The organism is Streptomyces sp. NBC_00209, from assembly GCF_045206345.1.
In the GTDB taxonomy this organism is placed as follows: Bacteria; Actinomycetota; Actinomycetes; order Streptomycetales; family Streptomycetaceae; genus Streptomyces.
The window spans coordinates 374,944-391,193 of the sequence record NZ_CP108121.1 but is presented as its reverse complement, the minus strand read 5'-3'; the positions used below and the strand labels follow the sequence as shown (position 1 = coordinate 391,193).

Annotated in this window: 15 protein-coding genes; 8 read left to right on the top strand and 7 right to left on the bottom strand. The window is 72.5% G+C overall.

The window, feature by feature from the left end; all coding sequences use genetic code 11:
* The first annotated feature begins 3 nt into the window (after positions 1–3).
* Positions 4–1,749 (top strand): BCCT family transporter, encoded by a 1,746-nt coding sequence (locus OG867_RS01805; protein WP_406281914.1) that lies wholly within the window; start codon positions 4–6, stop codon positions 1,747–1,749.
* Positions 1,750–1,888: 139 nt separating this feature from the next.
* Here the strand turns inward: OG867_RS01805 and OG867_RS01800 are convergent, their stop codons facing one another.
* A complete protein-coding gene (locus tag OG867_RS01800; protein ID WP_328904527.1) occupies positions 1,889–2,872 on the bottom strand; it encodes an FAD-dependent oxidoreductase in 984 nt (327 codons plus the stop codon).
* A gap of 16 nt (positions 2,873–2,888) precedes the next feature.
* Here OG867_RS01800 and OG867_RS01795 point away from each other — a divergent pair, with 16 nt between their 5' ends.
* The 3 genes from OG867_RS01795 to OG867_RS01785 all read left to right on the top strand — a co-directional run bounded on the left by OG867_RS01795 (position 2,889) and on the right by OG867_RS01785 (position 6,559).
* Positions 2,889–4,526: an ABC-F family ATP-binding cassette domain-containing protein gene (locus OG867_RS01795; protein ID WP_328903666.1), complete on the top strand. Its 1,638-nt coding sequence runs from the start codon at positions 2,889–2,891 to the stop codon at positions 4,524–4,526.
* Positions 4,527–4,636: 110 nt separating this feature from the next.
* Entirely contained in the window at positions 4,637–5,305 is a 669-nt protein-coding gene (locus tag OG867_RS01790; RefSeq protein WP_406290701.1) for a GntR family transcriptional regulator, read from the top strand.
* Between the two features lie 39 nt (positions 5,306–5,344).
* On the top strand, positions 5,345–6,559 hold the full coding sequence (locus OG867_RS01785; RefSeq protein ID WP_406281911.1) for an amidohydrolase: 1,215 nt from the start codon (positions 5,345–5,347) through the stop codon (positions 6,557–6,559).
* Between the two features lie 138 nt (positions 6,560–6,697).
* On the opposite strand, the gene OG867_RS01780 is transcribed toward OG867_RS01785, so the two are convergent.
* Together OG867_RS01780 and OG867_RS01775 are read right to left on the bottom strand one after the other, a co-directional pair.
* A complete protein-coding gene (locus tag OG867_RS01780) occupies positions 6,698–9,061 on the bottom strand; it encodes a Tex family protein (RefSeq protein WP_406281908.1) in 2,364 nt (787 codons plus the stop codon).
* Positions 9,062–9,210: 149 nt separating this feature from the next.
* Positions 9,211–10,068, bottom strand: a complete 858-nt coding sequence (locus OG867_RS01775; protein ID WP_328903669.1) for an SCO6745 family protein — start codon at positions 10,066–10,068, stop codon at positions 9,211–9,213.
* A 134-nt stretch (positions 10,069–10,202) separates the two neighbouring features.
* Here OG867_RS01775 and OG867_RS01770 point away from each other — a divergent pair, with 134 nt between their 5' ends.
* Together OG867_RS01770 and OG867_RS01765 are read left to right on the top strand one after the other, a co-directional pair.
* Entirely contained in the window at positions 10,203–11,162 is a 960-nt protein-coding gene (locus OG867_RS01770; protein ID WP_406281904.1) for a GlxA family transcriptional regulator, read from the top strand.
* Between the two features lie 29 nt (positions 11,163–11,191).
* The gene (locus OG867_RS01765; RefSeq protein WP_328903671.1) at positions 11,192–11,827 is read left to right on the top strand and encodes a DJ-1/PfpI family protein; all 636 of its coding nucleotides are present in this window, start codon (positions 11,192–11,194) and stop codon (positions 11,825–11,827) included.
* Here the strand turns inward: OG867_RS01765 and OG867_RS01760 are convergent.
* Positions 11,814–12,575 carry an enoyl-CoA hydratase/isomerase family protein gene (locus OG867_RS01760; protein WP_406281900.1) on the bottom strand — a complete coding sequence of 254 codons (762 nt, stop codon included), beginning with the start codon at positions 12,573–12,575 and terminating at the stop codon, positions 11,814–11,816. The genes OG867_RS01765 and OG867_RS01760 overlap by 14 nt on opposite strands.
* A gap of 78 nt (positions 12,576–12,653) precedes the next feature.
* Between OG867_RS01760 and OG867_RS01755 the strand changes: the two genes are divergently transcribed.
* Together OG867_RS01755 and OG867_RS01750 are read left to right on the top strand one after the other, a co-directional pair.
* The gene (locus OG867_RS01755; RefSeq protein ID WP_406281897.1) at positions 12,654–13,298 is read left to right on the top strand and encodes an HdeD family acid-resistance protein; all 645 of its coding nucleotides are present in this window, start codon (positions 12,654–12,656) and stop codon (positions 13,296–13,298) included.
* Between the two features lie 133 nt (positions 13,299–13,431).
* Positions 13,432–13,887, top strand: a complete 456-nt coding sequence (locus tag OG867_RS01750) for an ATP-binding protein (protein ID WP_026171141.1) — start codon at positions 13,432–13,434, stop codon at positions 13,885–13,887.
* Between the two features lie 10 nt (positions 13,888–13,897).
* Here the strand turns inward: OG867_RS01750 and idi are convergent, their stop codons facing one another.
* The 3 genes from idi to OG867_RS01735 all read right to left on the bottom strand — a co-directional run bounded on the left by idi (position 13,898) and on the right by OG867_RS01735 (position 16,164).
* Positions 13,898–14,491 (bottom strand): isopentenyl-diphosphate Delta-isomerase, encoded by a 594-nt coding sequence (idi, locus tag OG867_RS01745; RefSeq protein WP_328903674.1) that lies wholly within the window; start codon positions 14,489–14,491, stop codon positions 13,898–13,900.
* Positions 14,492–14,617: 126 nt separating this feature from the next.
* Positions 14,618–15,124, bottom strand: a complete 507-nt coding sequence (locus tag OG867_RS01740) for a GNAT family N-acetyltransferase (RefSeq protein WP_406281894.1) — start codon at positions 15,122–15,124, stop codon at positions 14,618–14,620.
* A 101-nt stretch (positions 15,125–15,225) separates the two neighbouring features.
* Positions 15,226–16,164, bottom strand: coding sequence for a cation diffusion facilitator family transporter (locus OG867_RS01735; protein WP_406281891.1), 939 nt, complete (start codon positions 16,162–16,164; stop codon positions 15,226–15,228).
* Positions 16,165–16,250: the final 86 nt, after the last annotated feature.

Below are 16,250 nucleotides of genomic sequence, written 5' to 3'. Positions count from 1 at the left end.
TTCGTGTCGCAGGACGATCAGAGAACGGGCGGCAGAGGGGATTCGCCGGTGACGGCCGACCTCCCCGGCGAACCGGGCCACGGCCGGCGCCCCGTCACCGACCGGGTGGTGTTCGGCGTGACGGCCGGCCTCACCCTGGCCTTCGTCATCTGGGGGGCCACCGCCACCGACTCGCTGGAGGACGTCTCCGGCAAGGCCCTCAACGGCCTCATCCACAACGGCGGTTGGGCGTTCATGCTGGCCGCCTCCGGGTTCGTGGTCTTCGCCCTGTGGCTCGCGATCAGCCGGTACGGAAACATCACGCTCGGCCAGGAGGGCGAGGAGCCGGAGTTCCGCACGGTCTCCTGGGTCGCGATGATGTTCAGCGCCGGTATGGGCATCGGTCTGATGTTCTACGGGGTCAGCGAGCCGCTCGCCCACTTCACCGACCCGCCGCCCGGCACCCGACCCGCGGACGCGGCCGAGGCGATGCAGACGGCCATGGCCACCACCCTGTTCCACTGGACGCTGCACCCGTGGGCGATCTACGCGGTGGTCGGCCTCGGCATCGCGTACAGCACGTTCCGGCGGCGCAGGCGGCAGACCATCAGCGCCGTCTTCGAGCCGCTGATCGGCCCCCGCCACGCCCACGGCGGCCTCGGCCGGTTCATCGACATCCTGGCCATCTTCGCGACGCTCTTCGGCTCGGCCGCCTCGCTGGGCCTCGGAGCCCTGCAGATCGGCAGTGGCTTCCACGAGCTGAACTGGAAGGAGAAGACCGGCACCGGTCTGCTCGTCCTGATCATCGCCGTGCTGACCGTCGCGTTCATCGCCTCGGCGGTCTCCGGGGTGGAGAAGGGCATCCAGTGGCTGTCCAACATCAACATGGTGCTGGCCCTGATCCTGGCCGTGTTCGTCTTCATCGCGGGCCCCACGATCATCGTGCTCGACCTCATTCCCACCTCGATCGCCTCCTACTTCGGTGATCTTCCGCAGCTCGCGGGCCGCACCGAGGCCACCGGTGAGGGTGAGGTCGCCGACTGGCTCGGCAGCTGGACCGTCTTCTACTGGGCCTGGTGGATCTCCTGGACGCCGTTCGTCGGCATGTTCATCGCCCGCATCAGCAAGGGCCGCACCATCCGCCAGTTCATCGGCGGCGTCATCCTGGTGCCCAGCACCGTCAGCCTGATCTGGTTCGCCGTCTTCGGCGGCACCGCCATCAAGCTCCAGGAGGCCGGCAAGCTGGGCGGCGCCGAAACGCAGGAGGCGCAGCTCTTCGGCGTACTCCAGCAGTTCCCCGTCGCCACGCTGATGAGCATCCTGGTGATGGTCCTCGTCGGCATCTTCTTCGTCTCGGGCGCGGATGCCGCGTCCATCGTGATGGGCACCCTGTCCCAGAAGGGCATCCTGGAGCCCGCCAAGTGGGTCGTCATCTTCTGGGGCGTCGTCACCGGAGCGGTCGCCGCCGTCATGCTGCTCATCGGCAACGGCAAGGGCGACGCCCTGGCGGGCCTCCAGAACCTGACGATCCTGGTCGCGGCACCCTTCACCATCGTCATGATCGGCATGTGCGTGGCCCTGCTGCGCGACCTGCGCCAGGACCCCCTGATCGTGCGCCGCGAATTCGGCGTGGAGGCCGTGGAGTCGGCGGTCATCGAGGGTCACGCCAAGTACGACGGCGACTTCGAGATCCGCATCGGCCCGGGCGGCAGCCAGATCACGACGGAGCGCCACGACGGCGACAAGCCGGGGGGTTCGAGCCCGGCGTAGGCCCTGTCGTCGGCCGCCGCCTCCGGCCGCCGTCCTCGGCTGTCGCCCGGAGAGGCGGCCGGGCGGCGCCCCGGAGCCCGATGCCGCTGCCCGGATCGCGGCGCGCGTGCCGGTGGAAGGCGCCGCCTCCGCCGGCCCCTCACCCCACCAGCCGCGCCGCCTCCCGGGCGCAGCCCAGGGCCACCGTCACGCCCGCGCCCCCGTGTCCGTAGTTGTGCACCAGCCGGGCGCCCCCGGACAGGGACTCCGCCTCGATGCGGACCCCCGCGTCGCGGGCCGGGCGGAGGCCCACGCGGTGGCCGATGACCTTCGCGTCGGCGATCTCCGGGCGGATCCGGGCGCACCGCGCCACGATCTCCGCGGCCGTACCGGGGTCGGGCGACGCGGTCCAGTCGTCGGCCACCGCCGTGCCGCCGAGCACCAGGCGGCCGGGCTGGGGGAAGAAGTACGTGGTCGCGCTCGACGCCGGGTCGGCCTCCGTGAACCACTCCCGTATCCCCGGGTTCTCCACCAGGACCAACTGCCCGCGCACCGGGCGCACCCCGGAATCGGGCACCAGCTCGCGGGCACCGAGCCCGGCACAGTTGACCACGGTCCCCGCCTCCGCAGCGGCCTCGGCGAACGAGGCGACCGTGCGGCGCTCGACCGCGCCCCCGGCCGCCCGCACCCGGTCCTCCAGCCACGCCAGGTGCGCCGGCATGTCGATCAACGGCAGCCGGCACCGCAGACCCTCCGCCGTCTCCACGGCGTCCTTCAGCTCCCCGGCCCACGCCCCGAGGTTCGCCAGGCGCTCGCCCCGGTGGACCCCTTCCACCAGGCGTACGCCGGTCTCCTCCGGGCGTACGGCCAGCTCCTCGTACCACCGCAGCGCGGCCAGCGACCAGTCGCCGACGCGGTCCAGCGGCTCGATCCGGTACGGCCACCACAGGGCGCCCGCCACGGCCGACGTCGTGTCGCCGGCCGGCTCCCGCGACCACACCCGCACCCGGTGGCCCCGCTCGGCCAGCACCTTCGCCGTGGTCAGTCCGCTGACCCCGCCGCCCACCACGATCACGTCCGCCACCACTGCCGCCTCCCGGTCCGCCTGCCTGGGCGCCCGCCCGGCGCGCCGCCCCCGGCACATTAGGATCTGCACCCTGATGACTGCCACTCTCGTCGCCAAGGATCTCGCCGCCGGACACGGCGACCGCACGCTGTTCGCCGGGCTCGACCTCGTGGTCGCCCCCGGTGACGTGATCGGTCTCGTCGGAGTCAACGGCGCCGGAAAATCGTCCCTGCTCCGGCTGCTCGCCGGCCTCGACCGGCCGGAGGAGGGCGAGCTGCGGCTCTCCCCGCCCACCGCCACCGTCGGCCACCTGCCCCAGGAGCCCGAGCGGCGCCCCGGCGAGACCGTACGGGAGTTCCTGGCCCGCCGGACCGGCGTCGCCGACGCCCAGACCGCCATGGACGCCGCCACGGAGGCCCTGGTCGAGGGCGCCCCCGGCGCGGACGACGCGTACTCCGAGTCCCTGGAGCGCTGGCTGTCCCTCGGCGGCGCGGACCTGGACGAGCGCGCCGAGGAGACCGCCGCCGAACTCGGCCTCACCGTCGGCCTCGACCTGCCGATGACCGCGCTCTCCGGCGGCCAGGCGGCCCGCGCCGGACTCGCCTCGCTCCTGCTGTCGCGCTACGACGTCTTCCTGCTGGACGAGCCCACCAACGACCTGGACCTGGACGGCCTGGAACGCCTGGAGAAGTACGTCTCCGGACTGCGCTCCGGCACCGTCGTCATCAGCCACGACCGCGAGTTCCTGATGCGCACGGTCACCAAGGTCCTCGAACTCGACCTGGCCCAGCAGCAGATCAACCTGTACGGCGGTGGCTACGCGGCCTACCTGGAGGAGCGCGAGCGCGCCCGGCGGCACGCCCGCGAGGAGTTCGAGGAGTACGCCGACAAGCGCTCGTCGCTGGAGAGCCGCGCCCTGATGCAGCGCTCCTGGATGGACAAGGGCGTCAAGAACGCCCGCCGCAAGGCCACCGACTCCGACAAGATCGGCCGCAAGTTCCGCAGCGAGTCCAGCGAGAAGCAGGCCGCGAAGGCCCGGCAGACGCAGCGCATGATCGAACGGCTCGACGTGGTGGACGAGCCGCGCAAGGAGTGGGAGCTGCGTATGGAGATCGCCTCCGCGCCCCGCTCCGGCTCGGTCGTCGCCACCCTCCGCGAGGCCCGCGTCGTGCGCGGCGACTTCGTCTTCGGCCCCGCCTCGCTGCAGATCGACTGGGCGGACCGGGTCACCATCACGGGCGCCAACGGCTCCGGCAAGTCGACCCTGCTGGCCGCGCTGCTCGGCCGCCTCCCGCTGGACGCGGGGAACGCGAACCTGGGCTCCGGCGTGGTGGTCGGCGAGGTGGACCAGGCGCGCAAGCTCTTCCACGGCTCGGAGACGCTCCTGGAGGCGTTCTGCGCGGCGGTCCCGGAGACGGAGCCCGCCGACGTACGTACGCTGCTCGCCAAGTTCGGACTGCGCGCCGACCACGTGATGCGCCCGGCGACGACCCTCTCGCCGGGGGAGCGCACCCGGGCGGCGCTCGCGCTGCTGCAGGGCCGGGGCGTCAACCTCCTGGTGCTGGACGAGCCCACGAACCACCTGGACCTGCCCGCCATCGAGCAGCTGGAGTCGGCGCTCGACTCGTACACCGGCACCCTGCTCCTGGTGACGCACGACCGCCGGATGCTGGAAGCGGTCCGTACGACCCGCCGGATCGAGGTGGCGGAGGGCCGTGTGACGGAGGTCTGACGCCATCTGGCATACCAAACGGCGCATCAAGGTCGATCGAACCTGAACAATCGCTGAATCGCCCCCGTGACCGTAGTGCTTGGCATACCAAGTGCTACGGTCGCGGGGTGATGACTCAAGCGGGCGACCCCGGCGCCTCGCACGCCGACCACGCCGAGCGGGCGATCCGCGCCGGCATCCTGTCCGGCGCGCACCCACCGGGTTCACGGCTGCGCGAACGCGAGCTCTCCGAGGGCCTGGGCGTCTCCCGCATCCCGGTCCGCGAGGCGCTCACCCGCCTGACCGGCGAGGGCCTGGTCGTCTTGTCCCCGCGCCGGGGTGCCTCCGTGCGCGACCTCTCGCTGCGGGACGTCGCCGAGCTCTTCGACCTCCGCCTCAGCCTGGAGGTCTTCGCCGCCCGCAGGGCCGCCGAGGCATGCGCGGCCGGGGGAGACGGGGAGCCGTTGCGGGCCGCGATGGAGGCGGCGGAGGCCGCCACCGCGCGGGGCGACGCGGAGGAGATCCCGGCGGCCAACACCGCCCTGCACGCGGAGATCGTCGCGATGACCGGCAACCGGCTGCTCCGGGACGCGCTGCAGCCCTCGCTCGGCCTGGTGCAGTGGCTGTTCAGCCTCACCGGGGGCCGCGACCCGCGCGTCCAGTGCGCCGAGCACCGGGACATCTGCGCCGCGATCCACGCGGGCAAGCCGGACCTGGCGGCAGCACTGGCGTACGCGCACATCGAACGGGGCAGGGAGCCGTCCCTGACCGCCCTGACCGGGACGCTCCCGGCCGAGTGACCCCGTAGCACCCACACACCCACACAGGAGATACGCCACATGCTGATCAGCGACGTCCGTCCGTGGGGCGGAGAGTCCAGTGACCTCACCGTCGAGGACGGGGTGATCACCGCGATCACCCCGCACGACCCGGCCCGCGCCGCCACGGAGGACACGGTGGCCGGCCGGGGGCGGCTCGCCCTGCCGTCGTTCTCGGACGTCCACTGCCACCTGGACTCCACGCGGATGGGCCTGCCCTTCCGCCCGCACACGGGCGCCCCCGGCGTCTGGGGCATGATGCTGAACGACCGCGAGCACTGGCGCCAGGACGAGTGGGACGTCGCCCGCCGGGCCACGTACACGCTGGGCCGGATGATCGAGCGCGGCACCACCCGCGTACGGAGTTACGCGCAGATCGACGCGGACTGCGGCCTTGAGCGGTTCGAGGGCGTCCTCGCGGCGAAGGAGGCGCACGCCGGGCGGTGCGAGGTCGAGATCATGGCGTTCCCGCAGGCGGGCCTGCTGCGCGAGAAGGGCGTGCCGGAACTGATGGACCGGGCGCTGTCCTCCGGCGCCGCCGTGGTCGGCGGCATCGACCCGTGCACCCTGGACCGCGACCCCGTACGCCACCTGGACATCGTCTTCGGCCTCGCCGAGCGCCACCACGCCCCGGTCGACATCCACCTCCACGAGCCGGGCGCCCTCGGGGTGTTCAGCGTCGACCTGATCCTGGAGCGGGTGCGGGCCCTGGACATGGCCGGCCAAGTCACGATCTCGCACGCCTACGACCTGGGCTCGGTCAACGAGGCGACGACGCGCCGCCTGATCGAGGAGTTCGCCGAACTGGACATCGCGATGGCGACCGTGGCCCCCGCCCGCCACCACTCCCTGCCCCTGGCCGACCTGACCGCCGCGGGCGTCCGGGTGGGCCTGGGCGAGGACGGCCAGCGGGACTTCTGGTCCCCGTACGGCAACGGCGACATGCTGGACCGCACCTGGCAACTGGCCTTCACGAACGGCTACCGCGCGGACGACCTGATCGAACACGCCGTGGCCGTGGCGACGATGGGCGGCGCGTCCATCCTCCAGGGGGGACCGCCCCGCCTGACCTCCACGACGGACCGCCCGGGCGTCACGGTGGGCGCGAGGGCGGACCTGCTCCTGCTGGAGGGCGAGACGGTGACATCGGCGGTGATGGACCGCAGCGAGGACCGTACGGTGCTGCACGAGGGCCGCGTGGTGTCGGACGGCCTGACCCTCAGCCCCGCTGCGTAGAACCCACTCCGCTGCGTAAACCCACCCCGCCGCGGAAATCCAGCCCCGCCGGCGTTTGAGGCGCGGGGTCCGGGGCGGAGCCCCGGTTTCGGGAAGGGGCGGGTAGGGGACAAGGCCCGCCCTACCCGCCCCCACCCCCTACTCGCCCTTCAACAACCCCGCCCGCCGCAACGCGTCAGCCATGGCCCCACTGGCCGGAGCCGCCGCAGACGCAGACCGACCCCCAGCGCCACCGCCACGGGACTGGCGACCGCCACCCCCGCCCCCCTGCCGAGGCCGGGGCGGCCGGCCGCCCCGCTCACTCCCCGAGGGCGCCGCGCGGCCCCCGGCCGCCTCGTCGTCCAACCGCAACGTCAACGAAATCCGCTTCCGCGGAATATCGACCTCCATCACCTTCACCCGCACCACATCCCCCGGCTTCACCACATCCCGCGGATCCTTCACGAACGTCCGCGACATCGCCGACACATGCACCAGCCCGTCCTGATGCACCCCGATGTCCACGAACGCCCCGAACGCGGCGACGTTCGTCACGACGCCCTCCAGCACCATCCCGGCCTCCAGGTCGCCGATCTTCTCGACGCCCTCCTTGAAGGTGGCGGTCTTGAAGGCGGGACGCGGGTCGCGCCCCGGCTTCTCCAGCTCCTTCAGGATGTCGCTCACGGTCGGCAGCCCGAACTTCTCGGACACGTAGTCGTCGGCCCGCAACGACCGCAGGACACCCGTGTTGCCGATCAGCGCGGCCACGTCCCCGCCGGTCTTCTTCACCATGGCGCGCACCACCGGGTACGCCTCCGGGTGCACGCTCGACGCGTCGAGCGGGTCGTCGCCGCGGATGCGGAGGAAGCCCGCGCACTGCTCGTACGCCTTCGGACCCAGCCGGGCCACGTCCTTGAGGCTCCGGCGGGACCGGAACGGCCCATTCGCGTCGCGGTGCGCCACGATGTTCTCGGCGAGCCCCGAGCCGATGCCGGAGACCCGGGAGAGCAGCGGCGCCGACGCGGTGTTGACGTCGACGCCGACCCCGTTCACGCAGTCCTCCACGACCGCGTCCAGCGACCGCGAGAGCTTCACCTCGGACAGGTCGTGCTGGTACTGCCCGACACCGATCGACTTCGGGTCGATCTTCACCAGCTCGGCCAGCGGGTCCTGGAGCCGGCGGGCGATCGAGACGGCGCCGCGCAGCGACACGTCCATCTCGGGCAGTTCCTGCGAGGCGAACGCCGAGGCGGAGTACACGGAGGCGCCCGCCTCCGAGACCATCACCTTGGTCAGCTTCAGCTCAGGGTGCTTCGCGCACAGCTCACCCGCGAGCTTGTCCGTCTCGCGGGACGCCGTGCCGTTGCCGATGGCGATGAGGTCGACGTGGTGCTCGCGCGCCAGCCGCTCCAGGGTCGCCAGCGACTGGTCCCACTTGTTGGCCGGGACGTGCGGGTGGATGACGTCGGTGGCGACGACCTTGCCGGTCGCGTCCACGACGGCGACCTTGACCCCGGTACGGAAACCGGGGTCGAGCCCCAGCGTGGCCCGCGTCCCGGCCGGCGCGGCGAGCAGCAGATCGCGCAGGTTCGACGCGAAGACGCGTACCGCCTCGTCCTCCGCCGCCGTACGCAGCCGCAGCCGCAGGTCGATGCCGAGGTGCACCAGGATCCGGGTCCGCCAGGCCCACCGCACGGTGTCGGCCAGCCACTTGTCACCGGGGCGCCCCCGGTCGTTCACGCCGAAGCGCCGGGCGACCATGTTCTCGTACGAGGACGGGCCGGGCGCCTCGGAGGGCTCCTCCGGCTCCAGGACCAGGTCGAGCACGTCCTCCTTCTCGCCCCGGAGCATCGCGAGGACCCGGTGCGAGGGCAGCGCGGTGAACGGCTCGGCGAAGTCGAAGTAGTCCGCGAACTTGGCGCCCGCCTCCTCCTTGCCGTCCCGCACCCGGGCCACCAGCCGCCCGCGCGTCCACATGCGCTCGCGCAGCTCGCCGGTGAGGTCGGCGTCCTCCGAGAAGCGCTCCGTGAGGATGGCGCGGGCGCCCTCCAGGGCCGCCGCCGGGTCCGCGACGCCCTGGTCCGCGTCCACGAACGCCGCCGCGGCGGCGAGCGGTTCGGCCGAGGGGTCGTCCAGCAGGCCCGAGGCGAGCGGTTCGAGGCCGGCCTCCCGGGCGATCTGCGCCTTCGTCCGCCGCTTCGGCTTGAACGGGAGGTAGATGTCCTCCAGCCGCGCCTTCGTGTCGGCGGCCCGGATGCGCGCCTCCAGCGCCTCGTCCAGCTTGCCCTGCTCCCGCACGGATTCGAGGACCGCCGTCCGGCGCTCCTCCAGCTCCCGCAGATACCGCAGCCGTTCCTCAAGCGTGCGCAGCTGCGCGTCGTCGAGCATCTCGGTCGCTTCCTTGCGGTAGCGCGCGATGAACGGCACGGTGGACCCGCCGTCGAGCAGCTCGACGGCCGCCTTCACCTGTCGCTCGCGTACGCCGAGCTCCTCGGCGATCCTGCCTTCGATGGACGTCGTCACGGTTCTACCGACTCGCCTTCTCCTGCTGGCTGTGCTGGTCGGGCCCCGGACCGCCACGGGGACGGTCCCGGAGCCACACGCCCTGCATTGTGCCGGGTGGCCGGGCCATGTGTCGCCCGGCCACCCAGGGAGAGGCCGCGGTTTTACGTTCAGCCCGTCGCGCTCGCCGGGAAGGCGCCCGCCGCCGCGGCCGTGGCGAGGAAGCCGCGCCCCAGCTCGGTCAGCCGGGCCACACCCGGTCCGCCCAGGTGCTCGTACGGGCCCAGGTCCATCCGGTCCGTGGCCTCCTCCACCTCCGTGCGCAGCGCGGCGCCCGCCTCGGTCAGCTCGCCCTCCGCCGTGAGCAGCCCGCGCCCGCGCAGCCGTTCCGACGCGTCCTCCCAGTCGGCGCGCCGCCAGCCCCGGCTGGCCAGGATCCAGCGGATCGCCATGCCCTTGCCCGTCGCGGTGTGGCTGACCAGCGCTTCGAGCGGGTCGAGCTCCGCGGTGAGGAGCGCGGCGAGGTGGGCGTCGCCCCGGTGCTCGCGGAGCAGCGTCGCCGCGTGCCAGTACGCCAGGTGCGGTTCGCCGGGCACCGGCAGACCGGCGTGCGCCGCGTACAGCGGCCGGGCGTGTCGGGCGCATCCCTCCGTGGCGCGCAGGGCGAGCCGCGCCGCCTCGGCCATCTCCGGCGAGGCGATGATCTCCTCGCCGAGCAGCCGGCGCAGCGTCGCGTCGGCGGCGCGCAGCCGCGCGTCCAGGACCTTCGCGGGCGAGGCGATGTCCCAGATCGCGGGCACGTGCTGGGCCACGAGCGCGTGGTTGAAGTTGTAGAAGGTCGCGGTCACCGTGTCCGCCCCGACCGCGCCCATGGCGGCGGCGCGGGTGGCGAAGTAGGCGGCGGAGGGATCCTCGATCCCGATCCCGCCGAGCTCCTTGCCGAGGTCGGGGGAGAAGTAGAGGGAGGAGTGCAGCGGGTTCAGGGCGTTGTGGCAACGCCGGCCGGCACGGGGCGGGAGAGTACTCATACCCGCACGTTACCGACTGGTCGGTACGGGCAGGAACCCCTGGGCCCACGTGAGCTGTGCCGCAGCGGGCGAGGGCAGGAAAGGTGGGGAACCCGTCATTGCGGCCATTCCGGTGGTCGCCCAGGATGGCGGACATGAAGCAGCGATCCGTGCTCGTCGTCCTCTTCGACGGCATCCAGAGCCTCGACGTCACCGGCCCCATGGAGGTCTTCGCCGGGGCGTCCAGCTTCCCTGACGTCTCGTACGAGCTGCGCACCGCCTCGCTGGACGGCGCCCCGGTCCGCTCCTCCTGCGGCCTCACCCTGGTCCCCGACGGCAGCCTCGCCGACGCGCCGACGCCCCACACCCTCCTCGTCCCCGGCGGCGGGGGCACCCGTGACCCCGACCCCGAACTCGTCCACTGGCTCCGCTTGCACGGGCCGCTGCCGGAGCGCCTGGTCTCCGTGTGCAGCGGGGCGCTCCTGCTCGCGGCGGCCGGACAGCTGGACGGGCACCGGGCGACGACGCACTGGAACGTGTGCGAGAAGCTGGCCCGGGAACACCCCGCCGTCGAGGTCGACCCCGAGCCGATCTTCGTACGCGACGGCAGGATCGCCACCTCCGCCGGGGTCACCGCGGGCATCGACCTCGCGCTGGCCCTGGTCGAGGAGGACCACGGACGGGACGTCGCCCTCACGGTCGCCCGGCACCTGGTCGTCTTCCTGCGCAGGCCGGGCAGCCAGTCCCAGTTCAGCGCGCAGCTCAGCGCCCAGACGGCGCGCCGTGAACCGCTGCGCGAGGTGCAGCACTGGATCACCGAGCACCCCGGAGCCGACCTCTCCGTCGAGGCCCTGGCCGCCCGCGCCCGCCTCTCGCCCCGCCACTTCGCCCGCGCCTTCCAGGCGGAGACGGGCACCACGCCCGGCCGGTACGTCGACCGGGTCCGCCTGGAACACGCCCGCCGGCTCCTGGAGGACACCACCGACGGGGTCGCCCGGATCGCCCGCGGCTGCGGCTACGGCACCCCGGAGGCGATGCGCCGGGCCTTCATCAAGGCGCTCGGCGCGGGCCCGGCCGAATACCGCCGCCGCTTCGGCACCACCGACCACTCCTGACCACCCGTAAGGCAGACAGGGAGCAGCCCATGCAGATCGCCATCGTCCTCTTCGACCGCTTCACCGCGCTGGACGCCGTCGGCACCTACGAGATCCTGTCCCGCACCCCGGGCGCCGAGACCGTCTTCGTCGCCGAACGGACGGGCGCCGTACGCAACGACAACAGCAGCCTCGACCTGGTCGCCCACCGGACGTTCGACGAGGTCCCCGCCCCCGACCTGGTGATCGTCCCCGGCGGCCCCGGACAGCACCACCAGATGGAGAACGAGAACCTGCTCGGGTGGCTGCGCCGCGCGGACGAGTCCACCACCTGGACGACCTCCGTCTGCACCGGATCGCTGCTGCTGGCGGCGGCCGGGCTCCTGAAGGGGCGGCGCGCCACCTCGCACTGGCTCGCCCTGGACACGCTCAGGGACCACGGCGCCGAGCCCACCGGCGAACGCGTCGTCTTCGACGGCAAGTACGTCACCGCCGCCGGTGTCTCGTCCGGCATCGACATGGGCCTCACCCTGCTCGGCCGCATCGCCGGCGACCGGACCGCCCAGGCCGTACAGCTCCTGGCGGAGTACGACCCCCAGCCGCCCTATGACGCCGGATCGCCGGACAAGGCGCCGGCCGACCTGGTCGAGGAGTGGCGGGGCCGGAGCCGCCTCATCCTTCAGTAGGCGCCCAGGTGAAGCGGGGCGCGCGGCGTTCCAGGAAGGCGGCGACCCCCTCCGCGGTGTCGCCGCTGCCCCGCGCCTGCCCGGCCCAGTGCGCGTCCCGGTCCTCGTGCCCGGCCGCGAACTCCTTGGCGGCGGCCTGGGTCAGCCGGGACCGGGACACCAGGGTGCGTACGTAGGCGGCGACCCGCTCGTCCAGCCCGTCGGCCGGCAGCACCTCGTCCACCAGGCCCGTCCGCAGCGCCCGCTGTGTGTCGATCAGCTCACCGGAGAACAGCAGGTGCTTGGCCGTCGCCGGACCCGTGAGGGCGAGGAGCCGGCGGGTGGACGACGCGGGGTAGACGATGCCCAGCTTGGCCGGGGTGACCCCGAACAGGGCGCCCTCCGCCGCGAAGCGCAGATCGCAGGCGGCGGCCAGCTGGCTCCCGCCGCCCACGCAGTACCCGCGCACCGCCGCGAGGGTCGGCAGCGGGAACGCGGCCAGCGCCTCCTCGGCCGCCACGGCCAGGCTCTGCGGATCGCTCCCGGGGTCCCGGAGCGAGGAGATGTCGGCGCCCGCGCAGAAGGTGTCGCCCGCGCCCGTCAGGACCAGGGCGCCCACGGAAGGATCGGCGGCCACCTTTTCGAGCAGGACCGGCAGCGCCTCCCACATGGCGGCCGTCATCGCGTTGCGCTTGGCGGGGTTGCTGATGACGACGGTGGCGACGCCGTCCGCGACGGTGTGCTCCAGCCGGGGTTCCGTACGGTCCATGGCCGGATGCTATCCGTGGTGTTCGAACCTACGATCAAGAAGGGGCCGCGCAACAGGCACGCACCCGAGGAGCCCCACGTGGACGGTCCCGAACGCGAAGGCAGGAAGCTCCACCGCAGTTTCGGCGGTCTCGCCCTGCTCGGCATCCTGCTCGTCATCGCCGGCCTGGTCGGCCTCGTCTACACCGGCGTCGCGACGCTCACCTCGATGATCCTGTTCGGCTGGCTGCTCCTCGTCGGCGGCCTCGTCGGCCTGGTGCACGCCGTCCAGTCGCGCGGCACCAACTACTTCTGGCTGGGCGTGGTGGTCGCCGCGCTGAACATCGCCGCGGGCGTCGTCGTCATCCGCCACCCGCACGGCACCGCGGAGGCACTGACCATGTTCGCCGCGCTGCTCTTCCTGACCGGCGGGATCTTCCGGCTCGTCGGCAGCTTCGTGGTGCGCGGACCGCAGTTCGGCTGGACGCTGCTCCAGGGCGCCTTCGGGCTGCTCCTCGGCCTGCTCGTCCTCTTCGACTGGCCGCACAGCAGCCTCTACGTACTCGGCTGCTTCTTCTCGCTGGCCCTGCTCTTCGACGGACTCGGGCTCATCGCCATCGGGATCGGCGGCCGGCGCATCGTCTCGATGGTCTCCGAGCAGATGACGCCGGGGCAAGACAAGGGGAACCAGGGAGAAGGAACGGACCCGCTCAGCCAGGACGGTCAGAAGCGGTCCGAAAACTGACACTGTCGCGCGAATGAAGTCGAGTTCCGTCAATAGGAGTCGACTTCTGTTCAATAGTACGGACCGGAGCAACCTCGCCCGCCACCCTGTACTCGACGTGAAGTCACTTCGAGTGGAGAGCGGGTACCGGACCATGGAGAGCCGCGGGAGTACCCCCGCCCGGCCCGTGCCGTACGAAGGGGTCTGGCGCTTCACCGCCCCGGCCTCGGACGTCTCCGTACCCCAGGCCCGGCACGCCGTACGCGATCTGCTGAAGCGCCAGAACGTGCCGATCGAGGACGACATCGCCCAGGGCCTGCTGCTCATCGTCTCCGAGCTGGTCACCAACGCCGTCAAGCACGCCGCGCTGCTCTCGCCCGAGCTCGCCGTGGAGGTGGCCGTGGGCGAGGACTGGGTCAGAGTGTCCGTCGAGGACAACCACCCGTACCGCCCGACGGCCCTGGAGACCGACTACGCGCAGACCGGCGGCCGGGGCCTGCTGCTGGTCCGGGAGATCACCCGGGAAGCGGGCGGCACCTGCGACGTCGAGCACACCGCGGGCGGCGGCAAGGTCATCTGGGCGGCCCTGCCGCTGAGCACCGCCCTCTGACCCCGCCGTACTACCAGCCGGCGCCGTCCCCGGTCAGCTCGCGGATCGCCGGCCGGGCGGCGTCCAGCACGGTCATGAACCACGCGGAGAACGGCTCACGGGCATGCCGCCCGGCCAGCTCCGCCGCCGTCACGAAGGCCGTCCCGCCGACCTCCTCCGGATCGGGCCGCAGCCGTTCCTGCGCGAGGCCCACGAAGAGGTGGTTGAACTCCTGCTCCACCAGGCCCGACGCCGGGTCCGGGTGGTTGTAGCGGACGGTGCCCGCCTCGGCCAGCAGCGAGGGCGAGATCCCCAGCTCCTCGTACGTACGCCGGGCGGCGGCGGCGAAGGGCGCCTCACCCGGGTAGGGGTGGCCGCAGCACGTGTTGGACCAGACGCCGGGGGAGTGGTACTTGCCCAGGGCGCGCTGCTGGAGCAGCAGCCGGCCCTGCTCGTCGAAGAGGAACACGGAGAACGCGCGGTGCAGCTGGCCGGGCGCCTGATGGGCGGCGAGCTTCTCCGCCGTACCGATGGTGGTGCCGTTCTCATCGACCAGTTCGAGCATGATCGCTTCCGCTGTGCCGTTCGACGAGGTGTTCGCCGCGGTGACTGGTGTGGTCGGCATACCCATCCTTCGCTGTGGTCCCGGCCCCGTGCAGCCGGTCCCGTCGAGTCTGCTCAAGTCTGCCGTACAAAAGCGGCTTGTTCGTACTTAGGGTCCTGGCATGTCCGCCCCGCCCCGGCCGGTCCGTCAGACCCCGAAGGCGGGCGGATACTCAATCGTGCCCCTCGGGACGGGCGCGGAATCATCGAGCACCAGCGCCATCATGGCCTCGTCCGGAACCTCGAAGGTCGGCCGGATCCCGTACCGCGAGGCCGGTACGAAACCGAACCTCGGGTAGTACTCCGGGTGCCCGAGCACCAGCACCAGCCGCTCCCCGTACCACCGCGCCGCCTCCAGCACCGCCCGCACCACGGCCGAGCCCGCACCCCGGCGCTGGTGCTCAGGAGCGGTGGCGACCGGGGCCAGGGCCAGGGTGGGCACTCCCTCGACCCAGCACCGGCTGAGCAGGGCGTACGCGGCGATCGAACCGTCGGGCGACTCGGCGACCCACGAGAGGCCGGGCAGCCAGATCAGCGAGTCCTTGCGCAGCGTGTCCACGAGCGTGGCTTCCGCCTCCGTCGGGAACGCGGCGGCGATCACGGCGCGCACGGCGGGGGCGTCGTCCCGCATCTCGGGGCGGACGCGCCAGGTCATGTCGGTCAACGTGGGGACCCTCGGGTGGGCGGGCACCGGCCGGCGGGCCGGTTCGTACACGTCCGGGAAACCCTACACCTCGGGCCGCACGGCCCCGGGGCTCAGTGGCAGAGCCTCGCCTCGTGCTCCGCGTGCCCGCTCGGCTCCAGCTGGAAGGTGCAGTGCTCCACGTCGAAGTGGTCGCCCAGGCAGCCCTGGAGCTCGTGCAGCAGCTTCTCGTGGCCGATCGAGTCCAGCAGGTCCTGCTGGACCACCACATGGGCGGAGAGCACCGGCATCCCCGAGGTGATCGTCCAGGCGTGCAGATCGTGGACGTCCAGCACCCCGGGCAGCGCCGTGATGTGGTCGCGTACCTCGCCCATGTCGACGCCCGGGGGCGCCGCCTCCAGGAGCACGTTCAGCGTCTCGCGCAGCAGCCGCACCGTACGCGGGACGATCATGAGCCCGATGATCAGCGAGGCGATGGGGTCCGCCGCCTGCCACCCCGTCGCCATGACGATGCCCGCCGAGACCAGCACGGTCACCGAGCCCAGCGTGTCCGCCAGCACCTCCAGATAGGCGCCGCGCACATTGAGGCTGTCCTGCTGCCCGCGCATCAGCAGTGACAGCGACACCGCGTTCGCCACCAGACCCACCAGGGCGAAGGCGATCGTGAGCCCGCCCCGGGTCTCGGCCGGGTCGATGAAGCGCTGCACCGCCTCGAAGAGGAGATAGCCGCCCACCCCGAGCAGCAGGCAGCAGTTGGCGAGGGCCGCCAGGATCTCGGCCCGGGCGTAGCCGAAGGTACGGTTCGGGCCGGCCGGCCGGTTGGCGAAATGGATCGCGAGCAGGGCGAGCCCGAGCCCCAGGGAGTCGGTGGCCATATGGGCCGCGTCGGCGATCAGCGCGAGGGAGCCGGACAGCACACCGCCGACGATCTCCATGACCGTCACGGCCAGCGTGATGCCCAGAGCGATGCGCAGCCGCCCTCTGTGCGCGGCGGCCGCCGTGCCGGTGAGCGCCGGGCCGTGTGTGTGTCCGTGATCGTGCCCTGCCCCCATGGGGACGCCTCCCGGTCGTCTCGCGGACCCGGGCTTCCGGCCCGGGCCCTGCCAGTCAACTACGGGTGGGGGGTATCGGGCAACAC

Excerpts from the sequence above, each read along its gene's own strand:
- OG867_RS01800 (WP_328904527.1), bottom strand. The coding sequence starts at position 2,872 with ATGTGCCGGGGGCGGCGCGCCGGGCGGGCGCCCAGGCAGGCGGACCGG.
- OG867_RS01795 (WP_328903666.1), top strand. The coding sequence starts at position 2,889 with ATGACTGCCACTCTCGTCGCCAAGGATCTCGCCGCCGGACACGGCGAC.
- OG867_RS01790 (WP_406290701.1), top strand. The coding sequence starts at position 4,637 with ATGACTCAAGCGGGCGACCCCGGCGCCTCGCACGCCGACCACGCCGAG.
- OG867_RS01785 (WP_406281911.1), top strand. The coding sequence starts at position 5,345 with ATGCTGATCAGCGACGTCCGTCCGTGGGGCGGAGAGTCCAGTGACCTC.
- OG867_RS01775 (WP_328903669.1), bottom strand. The coding sequence starts at position 10,068 with ATGAGTACTCTCCCGCCCCGTGCCGGCCGGCGTTGCCACAACGCCCTG.
- OG867_RS01770 (WP_406281904.1), top strand. The coding sequence starts at position 10,203 with ATGAAGCAGCGATCCGTGCTCGTCGTCCTCTTCGACGGCATCCAGAGC.
- OG867_RS01765 (WP_328903671.1), top strand. The coding sequence starts at position 11,192 with ATGCAGATCGCCATCGTCCTCTTCGACCGCTTCACCGCGCTGGACGCC.
- OG867_RS01760 (WP_406281900.1), bottom strand. The coding sequence starts at position 12,575 with ATGGACCGTACGGAACCCCGGCTGGAGCACACCGTCGCGGACGGCGTC.
- OG867_RS01750 (WP_026171141.1), top strand. The coding sequence starts at position 13,432 with ATGGAGAGCCGCGGGAGTACCCCCGCCCGGCCCGTGCCGTACGAAGGG.
- idi (WP_328903674.1), bottom strand. The coding sequence starts at position 14,491 with ATGCCGACCACACCAGTCACCGCGGCGAACACCTCGTCGAACGGCACA.
- OG867_RS01740 (WP_406281894.1), bottom strand. The coding sequence starts at position 15,124 with ATGACCTGGCGCGTCCGCCCCGAGATGCGGGACGACGCCCCCGCCGTG.
- OG867_RS01735 (WP_406281891.1), bottom strand. The coding sequence starts at position 16,164 with ATGGGGGCAGGGCACGATCACGGACACACACACGGCCCGGCGCTCACC.